Genomic DNA, 20,024 nt, shown 5'->3' on the forward strand with positions numbered 1-20,024 from the left:
GAACTAACCCTGCAGCGCTTCCCACATCTGCTTGTCGCGGGCCGCGGTCCAGATGCGCGGCGTATCCACATCGCGAGCCTCATCGAAAGCGCGTGCCACATTGAATGGCAGGCAGTGTTCATAGATGGCATAGTCGGAAAACTTCGGATCACATTGTTCGCGGCATGCCTCGTATGCAGCCTTCAGATCGCCGCCCTTCAGGGCAATCCGGGCAACCGGATTGAAGGTTGAGCGAACAAAGTCGGCGGTAAGATCAAGCGCCTCGCCAACCATTTCACGGCCGACAAGCGCGTCCCCCCTGCCCGGTGCGATCGCATCGACATCCCAGTCGCGTATGGTCTCAAGCGTTTCCGGCCAATCCAGGAAATGCCCGTCCCCGCAATAACACGCAGATTTGTACTCGACGATGTCCCCGGTAAACATGACGTTTGCATCGGGCACATGGGCCACGATATCACCGGCAGTGTGGGCTCGTCCGAGGTACATCAGGTCGATGCGGCGATTGCCGAGATAGACCGTCATGCGGTCATTGAAAGTCGCTGTGGGCCAGGTCAGGCCTGGGATGCTTTCATGGCCCTGAAACAACCGGGGAAACCGTTCAAACTCCGAATCCCAGTCCTCCTGGCCACGTTCAACAACCATGGCGCGGGCCATTTCGGACATGATGACCTCATTGGAACCATAGGCAGACGCGCCAAGCACGCGTACCGCATGATAATGGCTCAGCACCACATGCGTGATCGGCTTGTCGGTCACGGTTCTGATTTTCTCGATGACCTTGCCGGCAAGCCGGGGCGTGGCCTGCGCGTCAACGATCATCACACTGTCATCGCCAATGATAACGCCGGTGTTCGGATCACCTTCAGCGGTAAAGGCGTACAGGTTGTCGCCGATCTCGTTGAATGAAATCTTCTTCTCTTCCATGTCACCGGTGGATGCGAATTGTTTAGCCATGGTGTCTGACAACCTTTTGTGTGATTGAGCCAAAAATCGAACTGCCCGCTTCCGTCATCATTCGGATGTCCACGACATCTCCAAACGACATGAACGGCGTGTGCGCACTACCATCGCGGATAGTCTCGACCATCCGCAACTCCGCGATACAGGAATACCCCGCCCCGCCATCGGTGACCGACTTGCCCGGCGATCCCTCTGGCCCCTTGTTGGAAACGGTACCGGAACCGATTATCGAGCCTGCACACAGGGGCCGGCTACGTGCGGCATGGCAAATCAGGTCGCCGAAATCGAACGTCATGTCGACGCCGGCATCCGGTTTACCGAACGCCTTGCCGTTCAGGTCGGACAATAGCGGCAGATGCAGCTTGCCATCCGCCCAGGCGGTCCCGAGCTCGTCCGGTGTTACAGCTATCGGAGAAAATGCTGTTGACGGCTTGGACTGGAAAAACCCGAATCCCTTTGCCAGTTCACCCGGTATGAGGTTTCGCAGAGACACGTCATTGGCCAGCATGATCAGCACAACATGGTCGAGTGCCGCCTCGCGCGACACCCCCATCGGCACATCATTGGTGACAACCGCAATCTCGGCTTCGAAATCCATGCCCCAGGCTTCATGCGCCAGCACGATTTCACCGTGCGGATCCAGAAAACTGTCCGACCCGCCCTGGTACATCAGCGGCTCTGCCCAGAAGCTTTCAGGCATTTGCGCGCCACGGGCTTTTCGAACCAGTTCCACATGGTTCACGAAGGCCGATCCATCTGCCCACTGGAACGCGCGAGGCAGCGGTGACCGGCAGCGGGATTGCTCGAACGGCCCGCCCATGTCTTCGTCGCGTTCCAGCAACGCAGCGTGACGTGCCAGCTCCGGGGTTACTTCGTCCCAGTTGTCCAGTGCCTGCTGCAGGGTTGGCGCAATCGCGGACACACCAACACACCGTGTCAGGTCGGATGTTACGATCACGAGAGAACCGTCGCGGGTGCCATTATCAAGGGATGCCAGCTTCATGGAGAATTATCCGGCATCCTCGGAGTTGAACCGTTTTTCCAGGCCATCCCAACAATCGGTGTAATCGTCCTGCAGGGTTTCCAGCCGGGCGGCATAGCTTGTCAGGTGTTGTGGAAACCGGGTTTCAAACATGAATGCCAGTGTGTTTTCCAGCTTGTGTGGTTTCAGGTCCACCGTGCTTGCCTTCTCAAACGCATCAACATCAGGTCCATGCGGCAACATGCAATTGTGCAGGCTCATGCCACCGGGCACGAAGCCTTCTTCCTTGGCATCATAGACGCCGTGTATCAGCCCCATGAACTCCGACATGATGTTCATGTGATACCAGGGTGGCCGGAACGTGTGTTCTGCCACCGACCACCGCTCCGGAAAGATGACAAAATCGATATTGCCGGTGCCGGGACTCTCGGACGGGGCTGTCAGGACCGTGAAAATGGACGGGTCCGGGTGATCGAAAAGAACCGCATTGACCGGCGAAAAAGTCCTCAGGTCGTATTTGAAAGGGGTGTAGTTGCCATGCCAAGCAACCACGTCCATGGGCGAGTGATCAATGTCGCTTGCATACAGCCCACCACACCATTTCATGATCACCGTGTGCTGTTCATCCACATCTTCAAATGCCGCAACCGGCGTCTTGAAGTCACGCGGATTGGCCAGGCAGTTTGCGCCGATGGGACCGCGCTCTGGCAGGGTGAACTTGGCGCCGTAGTTTTCGCACACATATCCGCGCGCCGGTCCGTCAATCACCTCGACCCGGAATTTCATGCCTCGTGGTATCAGGCAGATTTCGCACGGGCCCACGTCGAGCTTGCCCATTTCGGTGAACACCAGGAGCCGGCCCTGCTGCGGCACGATCAGGAGTTCTCCGTCAGCATTGAAAAAACTTTCCGCCGTCATTGATCTGCTGGCGAAAAACAGATGAACCGCCATGCCGGTCTGCGTGTTCACATCACCGGCGGTGGTAACCGTGCGCATGCCTTCCACAAACGACACCTCACCGTCAGGGAATGGCGGCGGGTCCCAGCGCAGCTGTGTGGGCGTTAAATCATGATCATCAAGGCACGGGGCGCTTTTCCAACCGGGCAGATCAAGCTTGCTGAACTGTCCGACATGCTTCACCGACGGCCGGATCCGGTACAGCCAGGATCTTTCGTTCTGACCGCGCAATGCCGTGAACGGAGAGCCTGACAATTGTTCCGCATAAAGCCCGTAGGCACAGTCTTGCGGTGAATTCTGTCCTTGTGGCAAGGCGCCTTTCAGGGCCTCTGTTTCGAAGTCATTCCCGAAGCCCGGCTGGTATTGCAGTTTCATCATGTCGTCCATTGGTGATTACAATTGCTTCAGTGATCGGGTAAGAATGATGGTTACATTTGTAACTATCAAGAGAGATATATGGGCCAGAAACTACAGCTGGAGAACTTCCTGCCATACAGGTTGAACCGCGCTGCCGCCGCCGCGAGCATCCAGCTCTCATCCATCTACCGGAAAAAGTATGGTCTCACGGTTCCTGAATGGCGAACCCTTTCCACTCTCGCCCAGTTCGGCGAGCTGACGGCAAAGCAGATCGGTGCACATTCTTCCATGCACAAGACCAAGGTCAGCCGGGCGGTCAGCTCCCTCAACACCAGGCGCTGGCTGACCCGCAAAAGAGATGCCGCGGACCGCAGGCTGGAAAAGCTGAACCTGACGCTACGCGGCGAGCAGGCCTACAAGCAGCTTGAGCCCCGGATGCTGGAGTTCGAGGTTCAGCTTTTGTCCGGACTGACCGCCACGGAGCGTAATGACATGCTGCGCGGCATCTCGATTCTGGAGAAAGCTTTGGGAGTGCTGGATCCGTAGACGGCACAAGAGGTTTGTGGCAGCTATCGCTCAGACCTCTCGTCAAAATATCTCCAGCATGAACAGTGTGATGGCCGGGAACGCCAGCAGCAACGCCACCCGCACGAAGTCTGATATCAGAAACGGCACGACGCCCTTGAAGCTGTCGGCAAGCGGAACATCTCCGGCCAGCTTGTTGATCACAAAGACATTCATGCCCACCGGCGGTGTGATCAACCCGACTTCCACAACAATCAGCACAATGATGCCGAACCAGATGGCCGTGTGCTCCGGACTCATGCCGAAATCGAGCGCGCTGATAATCGGAAAGAAGATCGGAATGGTGAGCAGTATCATCGACAGCGCATCGATCACGCAGCCCAGCACCAGGTACAGGACCAGGATCATGATGAGGATTGTCATTGGCGACAGGCCTGACCCGCCGATGGAGGCAGCCAGGGTTTGCGGCAACTGGGTTTGCGACAGGAAAGCGTTGAAAATGTCCGCGCCCAGCAGGATCATGTAGATCATCGCCGTCGAGACCGCCGTGCCGGTCAGGGCGTCCTTCAGGCCGGCCCAGCGCATGCCGTTGACCAGGGCTATTGCGCCAACCCCGATGACGCCGAAGGCTGCCGCTTCGGTGGGTGTGAATATTCCGCCGTAGATACCGCCGATAACAACGACAAAAACCACCACCGCCGGCGCAGACCCCAGCAGTGCCTCGCGTATCTGCAGTTTGCTGAGCGGCTCTCCGGCCGGCCCCGCTTCCGGATTGAGCCGGACATAAATCGCTATGGCGATCAGGTAACCTGCCGCTGCGAGCAGGCCCGGCACGAAAGCCGCGAGAAACATTTTAGCGACATTCTGTTCGGTGAGAATGGCATAGATCACCAGGATCACAGACGGTGGAATCAGGATGCCCAGGGTGCCTCCGGCCGCCATTGTGCCGGTGGCAAGCGCATCGGAATACTTGCGGCGTTTCATTTCCGGCAAGGCGACCTGCCCCATTGTGGCTGCCGTTGCCAGGGAAGACCCGCATATGGCGCCAAACATCGCACATGCCCCGATCGAAGCCATGGACAAACCGCCGCGGAACCGGCCAAGCGCGACATTGGCCGCATTGAACAAGGCTTTCGACATGCCTGAATGGGTTGCCAGATGCCCCATCAGCAGGAACAGCGGCACCACCGACAGCGAGTAGGAAGACATCTGGTAATACGGGCTGGTCTTCAGGTAGCCCAGCAGCGGGATCCATCCGGAAACCGACACATACCCGACCGCCCCGGCCAGGAACATGGAAATGGCAATCGGTATGCGCAGCGCCATCATGGCCAGCATCGCCGCCACGGCAACCATGCCGATTACCGGACCGCTCATGACATTGTTTCCGGTGTCGCGGAGTTGTCCGGTGTGGTGCTGTCATCACTCAAGGCTCGCATCGTTGTCAAAATGCCGACCGCGCTCAGCAATGCCATTGACGGCACTACAACGAGAAATGCCCACCAGGTTCCAACCTGCAGGACCATCGTCTGGTCATTGCTGGAATACAGGGATATGCCGCCGGCCCCGAGGCGCCATGTCATCAGCATGGCGACAAGGGTCAGCAGCACGCAGCCCAATGCGTCGAGCCGGCGCTGTGCGGCCGGGGACGCCTTCAGGGTAAAAAAGTCCACAATCACATTGCCCTTGTTCAACTGGCAATAGGGCAGGAACAGAGACACCGCAACGGCGCAACCGATCTCCACGATCTCGAAGTCACCGGTAATCGCGCCACCGAAGAATTTGCGCCCAAGCACGCTGACGACCGTCGTCATGGCGATGACGCACAGGACGAAGCCACCGGCAACAGCGAACGCGCCGCAAAGCCACTCAATTGACCTTGCAACGCGTTTCAGACTGGAGCCCTTGTGGACGCCGTCACCCATTCTTCAGCGGTTCAACAATCGGATGCCCCCGATATCACTTGCTGTATTTGTCCAGCAACGCACTGGCGGCATCGTGCAGCTTTTGCCCGTCCGCACCCATGTCGGCAATCCACTTGTCGGTGACCGGTTTGGTGATCTCACGCATTTTGGCAATATCGGCTTCACTCAGATCAATGATCGGGTTGCCCTTGGCAGAGGCAAGCCCCTCACCCGGCTTTTCCGCCACGTCCCATGCTTCCCCGATTTTCTTGGCCATTGCCATGCCCGAATTGTCGTCAATGACCTTCTTCAGATCGTCTGGAAGTCCGTCGTATTTGGCCTTGTTCATCGCATACACGAAAACAGCCGTGTACAGGCCACGAGCGCCGGGCGTCCTGGTGTGGTTCGGTGCCAGCTCATGTATTTTCAGGGCTGGCACGATCTCCCACGGGATCACTGCTCCGTCGACCACGTTCTTGGACAAGGCTTCCGGCAGTGCCGGTACCGGCATGAAGACTGCCGATGCGCCTAGCGCTCCGAGGGCTTCACCAATGCCGCGATTAGGCGCGCGCATTTTCAGCCCCTTGAAATCGTCCACGGACTTGATCGGTTTCTTGACCGTGTGGAACAGGCCCCGGGCATGGGTGTGAAACTGCAGGACATGCACATCTGAAAACTCTTCCCTGGCATGGGTCTCATAATACTCCTGCACCGCCTGCGACGTTGCAGTCGCATCGGACACCATGAATGGCAGTTCGAACACGGCTATCTTCGGGAATCGTCCGGGAGAATAGCCGGGAAGCGCCCAGACGATGTCTGCCACGCCGTCACGCACCTGGTCCATGAGTTGCGGCGGCTTGCCGCCCAGCTGCATGGCCGGATAGATTTCAACCTTGATCCGTCCGCCGGACTGGCTTTCTACAGCCTCTTTCCACGGCACCAGCACCTTGGCATGGGTCGTCGCCTTCGGCGGCAGGAAATGGTGAACCTTCAACGTCACTTCCTGAGCCAAGGCGGACATGCTGGAAAGAGCCATGCCGGACGCCAGCAGCCCTGCACTCAGCAGCGTTTTGAAACCAAACTTCATGATTGGAAATCCTCCCGGGACTTTTCGTTATTGCGATGCGGTCTGCGATCGACGCGCCGCATATTTTTCAGACAGTGCAAGGGTGATAGTTTCTTTTGTAACTATCAAGCCCCCACCTGGGCGAACTGCGACTTCGAAAGCTGAACATATCCGCGCGCAATCAGGTCCGAACCCGCCGTGCGTATCTGAATCTTTATGAGGATGTGCAGGGCAGATCCCGTTCCACAACCGCGCCCTCAAGGTTGAAATGCTGCGGGAACAGCGCGGACAGAAACCGGAATATGATGCGCGCCGCTGATGTGCGGCTGAATGAATCTGAATGCAGCAGATAGTCCGTCCACATGCCCTCCAGCAAGGCCAACGTACCGTGGGTCGCATCTCTGGCAATTTTCCCTGGATCAGTCGCCTGCTGTGCGGTGGCTATCTCAAGGAACGCATTGAAAATCATGTCCCGCAAGTGGTCATCGCGCGTGTCGCTGAACTGGGCGATGGCTTTATTGGCATGGGCTTCACCGCGAAACGCAAACCAGATTTTTATGGTTTGCTCGTTCAGCAGCTTCTCGCCGAGGTCACTCAATACAACAGTTTCAACAACTTTCTGCGGGCTTGAGCCTGCGGTATCCAGCTGTTCAGACAGAGTGTTGTAGTAAACCTCTGCCGAATGCCGCGCGGCGGCGATCAGCAGCGCATCCTTGTTGTCGAAGTACAGATGAACCATGCCGCGTGACAGCTTTGCGCGGCTAACGATCTCGCTGACCGATGTACTGGAAAAACCAACCTCCACAATTGACTCAAGCGTTGCTTCGATGAGCAGGCGACGGCTCTCCTCGCTGGAATACCGGCGTGGCTGCCGATCCTCTGATTGCAGGTTCTGAGTGCTGTTCAACTTGCGGCTTGCCCGGAGGTTCAATTGATATGATCGTGCGTCCATAATCATACAATGAATTGACTCCGCATCGCAATTGCATCATAAAATGAATGCATGTCCAGAAATTGAACGCTAGGACACGACTGGAAAAATCCAGGGCCGACAACCACGATCAGCCGACGAATATGCAAGCCTTGCCAATGTCGGTCGATCAAACTTTTGATGGTGATCAGGTCGACGAGCCGATTGCACTTTACCCGGGCTCAACGGCGCTGATCGGGTTTGTGAACGGAGCGCACGCATGGCGGACAGTGGCAAGTATTCTGTACTTTTTGAACCGGTCAAAATAGGTCCTGTCACAGCACGCAACCGGTTTTACCAGGTGCCTCATTGTTGCGGGCTTGGCCATTTGCGCCCGCGTGCCCATGCGGCCATGCGAGCCATGAAAGCCGAAGGCGGCTGGGCCGTTGTCAGCACCGAAGAAGCAGAACTGCACCCGTCATCGGACTTGTCACCTTATCCCGAACAGCGGATCTGGGACGACCATGACATACCGGCACTCCGCCTGATGACCGAGGCGGTACATGATAAAGGGTCACTTGCCGCAATCGAACTTGTTCACAATGGCAATCACTCAGCCAACCTGATGTCCAGGGCGCCCGTGCTGGCGCCGTCCGACATGACCGTCGATCTGATTTACCCCAAGCAGGCAAGGGCAATGGACAAGTCGGATATCCGCGCCTTCCGTCAATGGCACAGGGACGCAGCCTTGCGCGCAAAGCGGGCAGGCTTTGACATCGTCTACGTGTATGCCGGCCATCGCATGACACTGGCGCATCATTTCCTGTTGAAGGAATACAATGATCGCACCGACGAGTATGGCGGCAGCCTGGAAAACCGTGCCCGCCTGATGCGGGAACTGCTCGAAGACACAAAGGACGCAATCGGCGATGACTGCGCCGTGGCGCTTCGCTTCGCTGTTGATGAAATGATGGGTCCGTCCGGCATGCAGGCATCGGCTGAAGGCCGCGAAGTGGTGGAGATGCTGGCTGAATTCCCCGATCTGTGGGATGTGAACGTGTCTGACTGGTCAAATGATTCAGCAACCACCCGGTTCCAGCCGGAAGACGGCTACCAGACCTCCTACATCGACTTCGTCAAGAAGCTCACCTCCAAGCCCGTCGTTGCAGTCGGGCGGTTGAATTCGCCCGACATGATGGCCGCCATGGTCAGGAACGGTGTCGTTGATTTCATCGGGGCTGCACGCCCGTCTATTGCCGACCCGTTTCTGCCTGCCAAGATCAGGGACGACAGGATTGAGGAAATCCGCGAGTGCATCGGCTGCAATATCTGCGTGTCCTGCGACAGTTTCGGCATCCCGATCCGCTGCACGCAAAACCCCACCATGGGTGAAGAATGGCGACGTAACTGGCATCCGGAGAAAATTCACGCCAGGGGAAGCGAGCAGGATGCGCTCGTGGTCGGCGGCGGCCCGGCAGGTCTTGAATGCGCCATGCAGCTTGCCAGGCGTGGTTATGACGTGACACTGGCGGAAGCCGCGGATCAGCTTGGCGGCAGGGTCCTGCGCGAGTCCGCCCTGCCCGGTCTCGGCGCCTGGAAAAGAGTCGCTGATCACAGGACCTATGACCTCTCCCAGCGCGGCAACGTTCAGGTCTTCCTCGACAGCAAGCTCGACGCGGCTCACATCGACGAGCTTGGCATCGGCAACATCTTTCTTGCAACCGGCGCAAGCTGGCGGCGCGATGGCGTCGGCAGGACGTCCAGGACACCGCTTCAAATCAGCGAAGGTGCTTCAATGTTCACGCCTGACGACATCATGTCAGGCAACCTGCCGGCTTCAGGCCGGGTGGTCATCTATGATGATGATCAGGCCTATCTGGCCGGCGTCATTGCCGAACGTCTTGCAGAGCTCGGCAACAAGGTCTGTTTCATTACGCCTGCCAGCATGGTGTCGCCATGGACGCAGGCGACGCTTGAGCAGAGCAGAATACAGACCTCGTTGTTGCAAAAGGGCGTCGAGATCATGCCTCACAAGCAGCTCAAGACCATAGCCGCCGGCTCTTGCGAGGTGGCCTGTACGTTCACCGGGCAGGCAGAAATACTTACCTGTGAGGCGGTTGTCCTGGTGACCGAACGTCTACGCCACACCGGATTGTTTGAAGAGTTGCAGCAAGCAGGCGCGGACGGGTTCAGGCCCGCAACACTCGAACTGATTGGCGACGCGGCGGCTCCCGGCCTCATTGCCGATGCTGTCTACTCCGGCCACATGGCTGCGCGCGATTTCGAGAAAGACCCCGCAGATGTTGCAGCTGCAGTATTCAGGCGGGAAATCACTGCCTTGTCAGGCACTTGAAGTGGAGCCTCAGTATGGGAATGTCATTGGACCAAGCCGCTATTGCCGACGTGAAGGAACTGGCAACAACCCGACAAGCCGGTTTTGCGCTGCCGGGCGCTTTTTACACCTCACAGGCCGTTTTTGACCACGATATCAAATCGTTCTGGAACCGGAACTGGATCTGGGTCGGCCATGTGAGCCAGGTCCCCGAACCCGGAAATTTCTTCAGGTTCGACTATGGTGCCGAGTCGGTTGTCGTGGTGAGAGACCGGCAAAGTGAAATCCGTGCGCACGTCAATGTCTGCCGTCATCGTGGCTCGCGAGTATGCCTGGAAGCGTCCGGGAAAACCTCCGTGCTGTCCTGCCCCTATCATGCCTGGACATACGATCTTGATGGCAGCCTGCGCACTGAGCGTGAAATGGACGCTGACTTCAACCGCGCTGACTACAGTCTGTTCTCGGCCAGCCTTAAAATATTCCAGGGCCTGATTTTCGTTTGTCTTTCCGATCAGCCGCCCGACCTGCAACCTGCCCTTGAACGGCTTGCACCGCTTACAAAGCCGTTCGGCATTGAGAACCTGAAGGTGGCGCACTCTGCATCCTACCCGGTACCTGCCAACTGGAAGCTGGCGCTGGAAAACTATCTCGAGTGTTATCACTGTGCGCCTGCACATAAGGAATATTCACGCTCGCACAGCCTCAAGGACCCCGCCTCCATGACAGAGGAACTGCTGTCGGCACTGGCGGAGAATTCGAGTCTTGCCGGCCTGCCTGTTGCTGAACTCAACGAGACCGGACCTGACGCGGAAAACCTCGGCAGCGACATCTATTACCGGCGCTATCCGCTTTATCCCGGTTACAAGACCGGCTCGCGGTCAGGTAAACCGGTGGCACCACTGGTGGGAGAACTCACCGGGTATGACGGCGGCGCAACGGATGTGATGATCGGGCCGCTCAACAGCTTCCTGGCCTATGCCGACTACATCGTCGGATATCGTTTCGTCCCCAGGACACTGCAGGAAACAGACATCCAGATTGTCTGGATGGTCCGTGGTGACGCCGTTGAAGGACGCGACTACACAATCGACGATCTGACCTGGCTGTGGGATGTCACGTCCCAGGATGATGAGCGGATCATCCGCTACAACCAGCAGGGGGTGAATTCGGTCGCCTTCAGGCCCGGCCCGCTTTCGAACATGGAATGGGGCATAGAAACATTCTATCACGGCTATCTGCAGCGAATTGGGGAGTAGACAGTCTGTGCTTGGCCAAACTCTTGGCCAAGCACTTGATTTGTTGAATAGGCAATTTACCTGTTGAGGAACTCCAGGTCGTACTTGTCCTTGTAATCAGGCGCCGGATGCTCTTCATGCAGGGTTTTCACCATGCCATAGATCATCAGAAGCACAATTACCGCAATTGGCAGCCCAGCTACAATCGATGCTGTCTGCAAGGCGCTCAAGCCGCCTGCCAGCATCAACACGGCCGCTACAACTCCCACGGTCAATCCCCAAAAAATGCGGAATTTGATGGGCGGGTGCTCGTCTCCCATGGAAAGCATCGTGCATAGCACAAGCGTGCCGGAGTCAGACGAAGTCACAAACCATGAAATCAGAAGCACCGTGATCAGGGCATAGATCGGCGTGGTCAGCCAGCTATAGCCAAATCCGGCTACGGTCTGGAACACGCCGCGGGCATAATCATCGTTGACTGCTTCAGCAACACCTGCGTTGTAGAACAGATCAACACCCGCAGCAGCTCCGCCGAAAACACCCATCCAGATCATCACTACGGAGACCGGAACGAACAGCACGGCAATACAGAACTCGCGGATGGTCCGCCCCTTGGATACGCGGGCGATAAACATGCCCACAAACGGGCACCACGCAATCCACCATCCCCAGTAGAAAATGGTCCACCAGCTCTGCCACTCGTTCTTGGGGTCCCCGTTGATCCAGAAACCCATCGGAACGACGTTCCACAGATAGTCGCCTATTCCCGAGATGGTTACCCCGAGAAGAAACGCCGTTGGCCCAAGAACAAGAAACAGGATCAGCAGTCCCAGGCTAGCGATTACGTTCATCTCGGACAATATCCGCACCCCCTTGCCGACACCCGACGCCGCAGACGCGGTTCCCAGCACCGTAATGATCGCGACCAGTATCAATTGATTGGTCAGGTTGTTTTCCATCAGTCCGAGACGTTCGATACCTGCGGCTATCGGCGTGATGCCGAGGCCAAGGGATGTTGCAATACCGAAAATCGTACCAAATACCGCAATCAGGTCGACCAGATGCCCCCAGGGACCGTAGATCCGGTCTTTCAGGATCGGGTAAAGGGCTGCACGGGGTGTCAGCGGCAAGTCATTGCGGTAGGCGAAATACGCCAGACACAAGCCTGCCAGTACATAAAGTCCCCAACCATGGAATCCCCAATGGAAGATTGTCACGGTTACTGCCTTGACGGCAGCGGCTGTGGAATTTGCCTCAATACCGGTTTGATCAGCAATCGGGTTGCCCTGAATATGGAACATTGGCTCCGAGACGCCCCAGTAAATCAAGCCTGATCCGAGACCGGCTGAAAACAGCATCGCAATCCAGGAAAAGGTCGAAAAGTCCGGCTCATCATCATCCTTGCCCAATTTCACATCGCCAAACCGGCTGAACAACAGCCAAAGCGAGAAGAACAGGGCGGCATTCACGACCAGTACGTAAAACCAGTCCATTGTTCCAATTATGAAATTCTTGCCGACCAGGAATACGGCCGATGAGCGTTCCACATCGATGATGGTATAGCCGACAAAGGCCAGGATCATCATCATGGACGCAATCGCCATGGTCGCATTCATACCCGCAAAAAGGCCTGTTTTGGCAATCAGGTTGTCGGGCTTATTGGGTGAATTGTCAGACATTCTTCCTTCCCCTTATCTTGTTGTACCGGCTGCACCCTGCTGGCCCGATTCCGCCAGCCACGCGTCAAACGCTTCTTTCAGGGATGCATGATTCTTCGACCACCACTGCGCATCAGACCGGATCGAAACCTTGTCTGCATAGGCAGGTCCGTTCGGCAATTGTGCCTGCACGTCTTCCGGCAACAGTGCCAGCGACGATTTTCTGGTTGGCCCGTTGGGCAGTTGCTTCACCATGTTTGCCAGCGATTCAGAGCTGCTGGCAAACCGGATGAAATCAATGGCGGCTTGTTTGTTGAGGCTGCCTTTGGGAATGCCGAAAAGATCGAGTTCGATGACCCGGCCATCCCAGATGATCGAAAATTTGGCATTCTCCTTCTGCGCTTCGGTGGCTCCGGTGGTCGCCCAGATCATGCTCATGGCCGCCTCACCGGCATTCAGCAGCCGCACCGGCTCCAGTCCCTTTGTCCACAGTTGCAGGCCTGGTTTGATCGCATCCATCTTTTTCAGGGCACGTTTGACACCATCTTGCGTTTCCAACAGCGGGTAGACATCCTGCGGTGCAACTCCGTCGGCAATCAGGGCCCATTCCATGACCACCGAAGGATCCTTGCGAATAGCGCGCCGACCGGGGAATTTCTTGGTATCGAAGAAGTCGGCTATTGAGCCTGGGGCACCGTCGGTAAAGACGTCCTTGTTGTAGCCGTAGGCAGTGGCCCAGACGATAACGCCTACCCCGCACTTGTTGAGCGCGCCATCGACGAAGTCGTCACGAAACTTTGCACCGTCCTTGCCGTCAGGCAGATCAATATCTTCAAGGTTCTCAAGCAGGCCTTCATTGCATGCGCGAAGCGAATCTGCCTGGGTCAGATCGACCACATCCCAGATGACGTTTGCAGATTCCACCTGGTCGCGGATCTCATCTATACCGCCGGCATAGTGTTCCACCCGCACGCGTGAGCCCCGGGCCATTTCGTACGGCCTGACAAACCCAAGCATCTGGCTTCGCATATAGGGTCCGGTCCAGGAAGTGAATGTCAGCGCCCTGCCGGCGCTCATGGCATCACCACCTGATGTGGTTGAACTGTCCTGGGCGTGACTTGCGCCCGAAACGGTCATGCATCCCAGAATGACCAACGCAATCAATCGGCCGCACGCATACTTCACTGGATTCAAGCTCATCCAACCTACTCCCGTAATTCTTGTTTTGCTCCCGCAAGAGCAACCCGGCTTCGGCAGAACCCGAAAAGTTGCTCGAACATGTCAGAGGCGGTCAGCACCGGGGTATTGTCCCCGGTAACCAAAATTCGTCCTGATCCGGTGTGGCCAAAGTACCCGCCCACTTGTCGGAACAGCCTCGTATCTGTTTTTTAGAATCCTGCCCTAACCTCCGCATCGAAAAAGCCTAGGTTGAAAAACAACTATAAATTTTGCGATTTCAGCCATAGATTTCACTTGTTATGACAATCTCGCCCATACTGATGGATTTCCTGCTGCTGGATGGTTTCTCCAACATGGTTCTCGCAAGTGGTCTCGAACCTTTGCGGGCCGCCAACAGTCTGTCCGGTCAAAAGCTGTATGAGTGGCGGTTGCTGAGTGTCGAAGGATCGACTGCAACCAGTTCGAGCGGCATTGAAATCCGGTGCAAGAATCTCAATTCAGTGTCCCGGCTGCCGGAGAACCTTTTTACAATTGCCGGCGTCGGCGCGCGTGAACATGCCACGCGCACGACCAGCGCCGCATTAAGAAGACTGGACCATCACGGCTGTGATCTCGGTGCCATCGACATGGGCGCGTGGCTGCTGGCCAGCGCCGGTGTTCTGGACGGATACAGGGCGACCGTCCACTGGGAGGAGCTCGGCGATTTCGCCGAGACATTTCCCAATGTGAAGGTTGTAAGCGACCGGTTTGTTTCCGATGGTCCCCGCATCAGTGCCGGCGGTGCCACGGCGGGGCTGGAAATGATGATTTCGCGCATATATTCGGACTACGGCTCGGCACTGGCCTTCGACGTCACCAATATGTTCGTCTACGATGCCGAGATGAAATACCGCGAGGGTCGCGGTGCCATCAACCTGAGTGTCTCAAACCGGTCGCCGCAAATGCTCAAGGCAATCGACGCCATGCGCGCCCATATAGAAGAGCCGCTGTCGGTCGACCAGATTGCGATTCTGGCCTCGTGTTCTCAGCGCACCCTTACCCGGATTTTTTTGCGGGAGATCAATGTGTCGCCGGGCCGGTACTATGCTTCAATCCGCCTGTCAGCCGCGCGGAGACTGGTTGAGGAAACCAGGTTGTCCTGTTCCCAGATCGCTGCCAAGACAGGGTTTTCGTCGTCTGCGTCGCTCGCGAGAGCCTATTCCGCACACTATGGCACGACCATTCGCAAGCACCGTGCAGGTCGGCTGAACTAAAGTCCCGTGACCACATCACAGGGCATTGAGCCACGACGCTCGGCCCTAGCCACTATTGCGCAGGCCGGCGGCAATGCCGTTGATGGTAAGCTGAATGCCGCGCAAAACCTTGGGATCCTGCGACTGGGCCCGGCTCAGCTTCATCATCTCGACCTGAATATGATTGAGTGGATCGAGATACGGGAAGCGGTTCTGGATCGACCGGTTCAGCAGCGGGTTGCGTTCCAGCAGTTCATGCTGGCGGCTGATGCGGAGCACCGCGTCAACCGTGGACTGCCATTCCCCGCGGATGCGGCCGTAAATGGTTTCACGCAGGGTTTCGTCTTCGACCAGGTTGGCATAACGCCGGGCAATGGCCATGCTGGTTTTGGCCAGCACCATGTCCATGTTCGACAACTGGGCCCGGAAGAACGGCCAGGCATTGTAAAGCTCGGTCAGCTTGTCTGTCGTGTTGTTCGGATCTGCGTCCAGCCATTTCTCCACCGCTGCCCCGAAGCCATACCAGCCCGGCAGCATGACACGGCATTGTGCCCAGCTGAACACCCAGGGAATAGCGCGCAATGCCGTGATGTCACGGGTCTTGGCGCGCGACGCAGGCCGTGAACCGATGTTCAGGGTCGCGATCTCGTTGATCACCGTTGAAGACCAGAAAAAATCCTCAAAGCCTTCGGTTTCGTAGACCAGGTCGCGATAGGCGGCAAACGCATAGGCCGACAGGTCTTCCATGATCTGGAGCCATTCCGCCGGAACGGCATGCTTGTCAGGCTGCTCCAGCGAGGCTTCAAGCGTGGCTGCGACAAGGGTTTCCAGGTTGCGCCTGCCAAGCCAGGGGTTTGAATACTTGCTTGAAATGATCTCGCCCTGCTCGGTGACCCGGATCTGGCCCTGAACGGCCCCCGCAGGCTGGGCAAGAACAGCTTCAAATGCCGGACCGCCGCCGCGCCCCACCGAACCGCCGCGCCCATGGAACAGGCGCAGGCGGACACCGTGGCGGGTCAGGAGTGCGACCAGGCCTGTTTCGGCCTTGTAGAGTTCCCAGCCGGAGGTAACAAATCCACCGTCCTTGTTGCTGTCCGAGTAACCCAGCATGACTTCCTGCACACCGCCGAGATGATCAACCAGCTTGCGGTAAGCGGGGATCGACAACAGCTGATCCATGATTTCGGTACACGCCCGTAAATCCTCGATGGTCTCGAACAGCGGCACAATATTTACGCTGGCAGTACCCTCCGGCGTTATCAGACCGGCCTCCTTGAGCAGGATCGCCAGTTCAAGCAGATCGGACACGCTGGTGGTATTGGAAATGATCGACGTGGTGATGACCCGCGGGCCGTACTTCTGGTGCGCCTCGTTGGCCGCCCTGAAAATAGCCAGTTCCTTTGCCGTCTCCTCGCTGTAATCCCAGTACGGGCGCAGCAGTGGCCGGTGCCGGGTAAGTTCCGTTTCCAGGATTTCGACCCGCTCAGCTTCACTCATCGCAAGGTAGTCGACGTCCGGGTCCACGGCAGCCAGAAGATCTGCCACGGTGCGCTGGTGCACATCCGAGTTTTGCCGTAGGTCGAGACTGGCGAGATGGAACCCGAAGCATTCCACTGCCCGGCGCAAGCTGCTGAGACGGCCATTGGCGATCAGCTTCGAGCCGTTTTCGCACAATGAAGCGTACATGACATCGAGGTCTGCAATCAGTTCATCCGGTGTCTGGTAAGGCGGATACACGTTATCGTCGTTTTCCGAAGCCGTCCCGGTCAGGTTGTGCCTTGTCGCCATAACACGGTGCTTGATCAGTCGTGAGACCAACCGATACGGCTCCTTTTCCCTGTGAGCGGACTTGTCGGGCGAACCTTGCGCCAGCGCCAGCACCGCGTCGGAGACATTGGACACGGTGGTCGCAATCGACAGTTCGCTCCTCAGCCCTTCGAGTTCCTCAAGATAATAGTTCAGTGCAGCATCGGTCTGCAGAGTCAGGGTCTGTTGCAGGACATCTGCTGTCACAAACGGATTGCCGTCCCTGTCGCCGCCGATCCAGCTGCCCATCTGGATAAACTTCAGCGACGGCATGGCCTTGCCGTCCAGATGCCGGGCAAGCGTCTCCTCGACCTGCTGGTGCAGCCGGGGCACTTCGGCCAGAAAGGTGCTGTTGTAATACGATACGCCATTCTTGACTTCATCCGCCACCGTGAGCCTGGAGCGGCGCAAAAGGTTGCTTTGCCACAGGGTCTCGATGGCGATGCGCAACTGCGTCTCCGTGGCTGCCAGTTCCTGCGCGGTAAGCTGGCCGCGCTCGCGTTCGCGCAGCAGGTCGACAATGTCGCTTTCCCAGTACATGGTCGTGCGCCGCCGCACCTCTGTCGGATGGGCGGTCAGAACCGGCGACACCAGCGCGGTTTCAAAGAATTTCGCCAGTTGGCCGGCGGTCATTCCTGACGCAAGTGCTGTACTAATGGCGCGCTGCAGGGAACCGGCCCGCGGCGGAGACCCTGCCAGTTCATGATGATGGGTACGGCGGATGTGGTGCTGGTCCTCGGCAATGTTTGCCAGGTGCGAGAAATAACTGAAGGCGCGGATCACCTCGACCGCCTGCTCCGGCGTCAGTTGTTCCAGCAGGTCCTGGAGCTCGTCATGGGATGGTTTGTCATCCGACCTGTGCAACCGCGTCGAAGTCCGGCGAATGTTTTCGACAAGGTCGAAAATCTCGTTGCCCTCCTTGTCGCGCACGCAGTCGCCCAGCATGCGCCCAAGCAGGCGGATGTCTTCCTGCAAAGGGGCGTCCTTGGCAGTATCTCGTATCTCGGACGTGTTCCGGTTGGCAAAGGCGGCGGTGGAAATGGCGGTGTCCTTTCAGGATGACTGAATTCAGCATGCTGTTGAATTGTCGGCAAGGCAACAGCTCCTACGACGCAATGCAGCAATATACTGCCATTTATGTTGCAGCGCAGCAAGTCAATGATGACACGCGCTGCCAATCACATCCGACAAGGCACGGAACCGCCATTTCATCTCTATTCGGGAATAGCCTGAATTGTCAGGCAATCGCACCTTGTTCCGTAACGGGACATGGGCCACACTTTTATGGCGCTGGCGATGATCATAGCGCCAATAAAATGCGCTACCTGGGACGGTTACTGTTTGTCAGATTGACCAAGGGAGAAACAACAAGATGTTGAATCGTCGAGTTCTTAGCAAAACGGCCATGTTGGCAATGGCCGGATTCATGACTGCGATCGCTGCCCTGCCGGCAGCGGCCGAATATCCTGAGCGTCCCATAACCCTCATCGTACCGTGGGGTGCCGGCGGCGGTACCGATGCAACCGGCCGTATGATCGCAGGCCTGCTGAAAGACGAACTGGGTCAGCCGGTCAATGTTGTCAATCGCACTGGCGGCAGCGGCGTTGTCGGCCATTCGGCCATCGCAAACGCAGCTCCCGACGGGTACACCATTGGCGTCGTTACCGTTGAAATCGGCATGATGCATTGGGCCGGCCTGACCGAACTTACCGGCAAGGACTACACGCCGATTGCGCTGTATAATTACGATGCCGCAGGCCTGCAGGTACGCGCCGACAGCGAGTGGAAAACCGCAAAGGACGTTGTAGATGCCATCAAGGCAAATCCGGGCAAGTTCAAAGCGTCCGGGACCGGTCAGGGCGGTATCTGGCATCTCGCACTGGCAGGCATGCTGAACACCGCAGGCACCGACCCGGCAGCAGCTCCATGGGTTCCCTCAAAGGGAGCAGCCCCCGGCCTGCAGGAGCTGGTCGCAGGCGGCGTTGATATCGTCACCTGTTCAGTTGTTGAAGCATCGGCCCTGATCAGCGCCGGCAAGGTCAAGTCGCTGGCGGTCATGGATGATGTCAAACTGGGCGCCTTCCCCGACGTACCGACCTTGAAGGAAGCATCCGGTCTCGACTGGAAACTGGCCGCATGGCGCGGTGTGGCAGGTCCCAAGGGCATGCCGGACGAAGCAACCGCCAAACTGTCTGCAGCCCTGGAAAAGGTCTGGAAGTCTGCGGAATTTCAGGAATTCATGAAGGGCCGCGGTTTCGGTCTGGTATGGAAACCGGGAGCGGAATTCGCCACTTGGATGGAAGAAAGTGACGCCTCGCTCGGCACGGTAATGAAAGCCGTCGGCCTGGCCAAATAACGGACCGGCCGTCCAGTACCATTAAGAAGAAAGGTTCGTTGCGCCTGCAGCGTACCTTTCTTTTTGGACGCCCAGGAGCGATAGTTCGGTCATGCGGTTCAATGACAGTGTGTTTGGCCTGATCCTGATTGCATTCGCAATCGCGGAAATCTCCTACGCGCGCACATTTCCCAGACTGCACGGACAGGATTACGGACCGGATCTGTTCCCCGTCATAATCGGTGCGGGGCTTATGCTGTTTGGCGGCATCCTGATTGCGCGGGGTTGGGCGCGCCGCGCAACTCAACCGCTGGTGGTTGTTGGAGATTGGGCGCAAGACCGCGGCAATGTGGTCAATGTCATCATCCTGCTTGGCAGCATTGTTTTCTACATCGTATTCTCGACCTGGTTGGGCTTTATTCCGACCGCTTTGCTGATCCAGTCCGTGCTGTTGGTCCGGCTTGGTTCAAGCCTGGTCACAAGTGTCGTCATAGCCACGATCTCCACCATGGTGATCCACACGCTGTTTGCAAAACTGCTGCTGGTGCCCCTGCCCTGGGGTCTGCTGCTACCGCTTGCGTGGTGA

Annotated in this window: 16 protein-coding genes; 6 read left to right on the plus strand and 10 right to left on the minus strand. The window is 57.4% G+C overall.

Annotated features, from left to right (window positions below):
* Positions 1-3: 3 nt before the first annotated feature.
* Genes DHN55_RS11615 through hmgA form a run of 3 tightly spaced genes read right to left on the minus strand, consistent with a single transcriptional unit; the run spans position 4 to position 3,286 of the window.
* Positions 4-954, minus strand: coding sequence for an MBL fold metallo-hydrolase (locus tag DHN55_RS11615; RefSeq protein WP_108881425.1), 951 nt, complete (start codon positions 952-954; stop codon positions 4-6).
* The gene (locus DHN55_RS11620; RefSeq protein WP_108881426.1) at positions 947-1,963 is read right to left on the minus strand and encodes a fumarylacetoacetate hydrolase family protein; all 1,017 of its coding nucleotides are present in this window, start codon (positions 1,961-1,963) and stop codon (positions 947-949) included. The genes DHN55_RS11615 and DHN55_RS11620 overlap by 8 nt, the downstream gene beginning before the upstream one ends.
* A 6-nt stretch (positions 1,964-1,969) precedes the next feature.
* Positions 1,970-3,286 (minus strand): homogentisate 1,2-dioxygenase, encoded by a 1,317-nt coding sequence (gene hmgA, locus DHN55_RS11625; RefSeq protein ID WP_337660193.1) that lies wholly within the window; start codon positions 3,284-3,286, stop codon positions 1,970-1,972.
* 69 nt (positions 3,287-3,355) lie between these two features.
* Here hmgA and DHN55_RS11630 point away from each other — a divergent pair, with 69 nt between their 5' ends.
* Complete coding sequence (locus tag DHN55_RS11630) at positions 3,356-3,802, plus strand: MarR family transcriptional regulator (protein WP_108881427.1); 447 nt, start codon at positions 3,356-3,358, stop codon at positions 3,800-3,802.
* 42 nt (positions 3,803-3,844) lie between these two features.
* Here the strand turns inward: DHN55_RS11630 and DHN55_RS11635 are convergent, their stop codons facing one another.
* From DHN55_RS11635 to DHN55_RS11650, 4 genes are all read right to left on the minus strand, one after another.
* Positions 3,845-5,158 carry a TRAP transporter large permease subunit gene (locus tag DHN55_RS11635; RefSeq protein WP_108881428.1) on the minus strand — a complete coding sequence of 438 codons (1,314 nt, stop codon included), beginning with the start codon at positions 5,156-5,158 and terminating at the stop codon, positions 3,845-3,847.
* Positions 5,155-5,706 (minus strand): TRAP transporter small permease subunit, encoded by a 552-nt coding sequence (locus DHN55_RS11640; protein ID WP_108881429.1) that lies wholly within the window; start codon positions 5,704-5,706, stop codon positions 5,155-5,157. Before DHN55_RS11640 ends, DHN55_RS11635 begins: the two co-directional genes overlap by 4 nt.
* 34 nt (positions 5,707-5,740) lie before the next feature.
* A complete protein-coding gene (locus DHN55_RS11645) occupies positions 5,741-6,772 on the minus strand; it encodes a TRAP transporter substrate-binding protein DctP (RefSeq protein ID WP_108881430.1) in 1,032 nt (343 codons plus the stop codon).
* Positions 6,773-6,965: 193 nt separating this feature from the next.
* Positions 6,966-7,658 carry a TetR/AcrR family transcriptional regulator gene (locus tag DHN55_RS11650; protein ID WP_337660194.1) on the minus strand — a complete coding sequence of 231 codons (693 nt, stop codon included), beginning with the start codon at positions 7,656-7,658 and terminating at the stop codon, positions 6,966-6,968.
* Between the two features lie 283 nt (positions 7,659-7,941).
* Here DHN55_RS11650 and DHN55_RS11655 point away from each other — a divergent pair, with 283 nt between their 5' ends.
* Positions 7,942-10,014 (plus strand): FAD-dependent oxidoreductase, encoded by a 2,073-nt coding sequence (locus DHN55_RS11655; protein ID WP_108881431.1) that lies wholly within the window; start codon positions 7,942-7,944, stop codon positions 10,012-10,014.
* A gap of 20 nt (positions 10,015-10,034) precedes the next feature.
* Entirely contained in the window at positions 10,035-11,249 is a 1,215-nt protein-coding gene (locus DHN55_RS11660; RefSeq protein ID WP_108881432.1) for an SRPBCC family protein, read from the plus strand.
* A 56-nt stretch (positions 11,250-11,305) separates the two neighbouring features.
* Here DHN55_RS11660 and DHN55_RS11665 read toward each other — a convergent pair whose 3' ends face one another.
* A complete protein-coding gene (locus DHN55_RS11665) occupies positions 11,306-12,907 on the minus strand; it encodes a BCCT family transporter (protein WP_337660195.1) in 1,602 nt (533 codons plus the stop codon).
* A gap of 12 nt (positions 12,908-12,919) precedes the next feature.
* Positions 12,920-14,086 carry an extracellular solute-binding protein gene (locus tag DHN55_RS11670; RefSeq protein ID WP_108881433.1) on the minus strand — a complete coding sequence of 389 codons (1,167 nt, stop codon included), beginning with the start codon at positions 14,084-14,086 and terminating at the stop codon, positions 12,920-12,922.
* Between the two features lie 278 nt (positions 14,087-14,364).
* Between DHN55_RS11670 and DHN55_RS11675 the strand changes: the two genes are divergently transcribed.
* The gene (locus DHN55_RS11675; protein ID WP_108881434.1) at positions 14,365-15,318 is read left to right on the plus strand and encodes a helix-turn-helix domain-containing protein; all 954 of its coding nucleotides are present in this window, start codon (positions 14,365-14,367) and stop codon (positions 15,316-15,318) included.
* A 45-nt stretch (positions 15,319-15,363) separates the two neighbouring features.
* On the opposite strand, the gene ppc is transcribed toward DHN55_RS11675, so the two are convergent.
* The gene (gene ppc / locus DHN55_RS11680) at positions 15,364-18,078 is read right to left on the minus strand and encodes a phosphoenolpyruvate carboxylase (RefSeq protein WP_337660196.1); all 2,715 of its coding nucleotides are present in this window, start codon (positions 18,076-18,078) and stop codon (positions 15,364-15,366) included.
* Positions 18,079-18,529: 451 nt separating this feature from the next.
* Here ppc and DHN55_RS11685 point away from each other — a divergent pair, with 451 nt between their 5' ends.
* Together DHN55_RS11685 and DHN55_RS11690 are read left to right on the plus strand one after the other, a co-directional pair.
* Complete coding sequence (locus tag DHN55_RS11685) at positions 18,530-19,459, plus strand: tripartite tricarboxylate transporter substrate binding protein (RefSeq protein WP_337660197.1); 930 nt, start codon at positions 18,530-18,532, stop codon at positions 19,457-19,459.
* A 91-nt stretch (positions 19,460-19,550) separates the two neighbouring features.
* Complete coding sequence (locus tag DHN55_RS11690; RefSeq protein WP_108881437.1) at positions 19,551-20,024, plus strand: tripartite tricarboxylate transporter TctB family protein; 474 nt, start codon at positions 19,551-19,553, stop codon at positions 20,022-20,024.

It is taken from the genome of Anderseniella sp. Alg231-50, assembly GCF_900149695.1.
Taxonomy (GTDB): Bacteria; Pseudomonadota; Alphaproteobacteria; order Rhizobiales; family Aestuariivirgaceae; genus Anderseniella.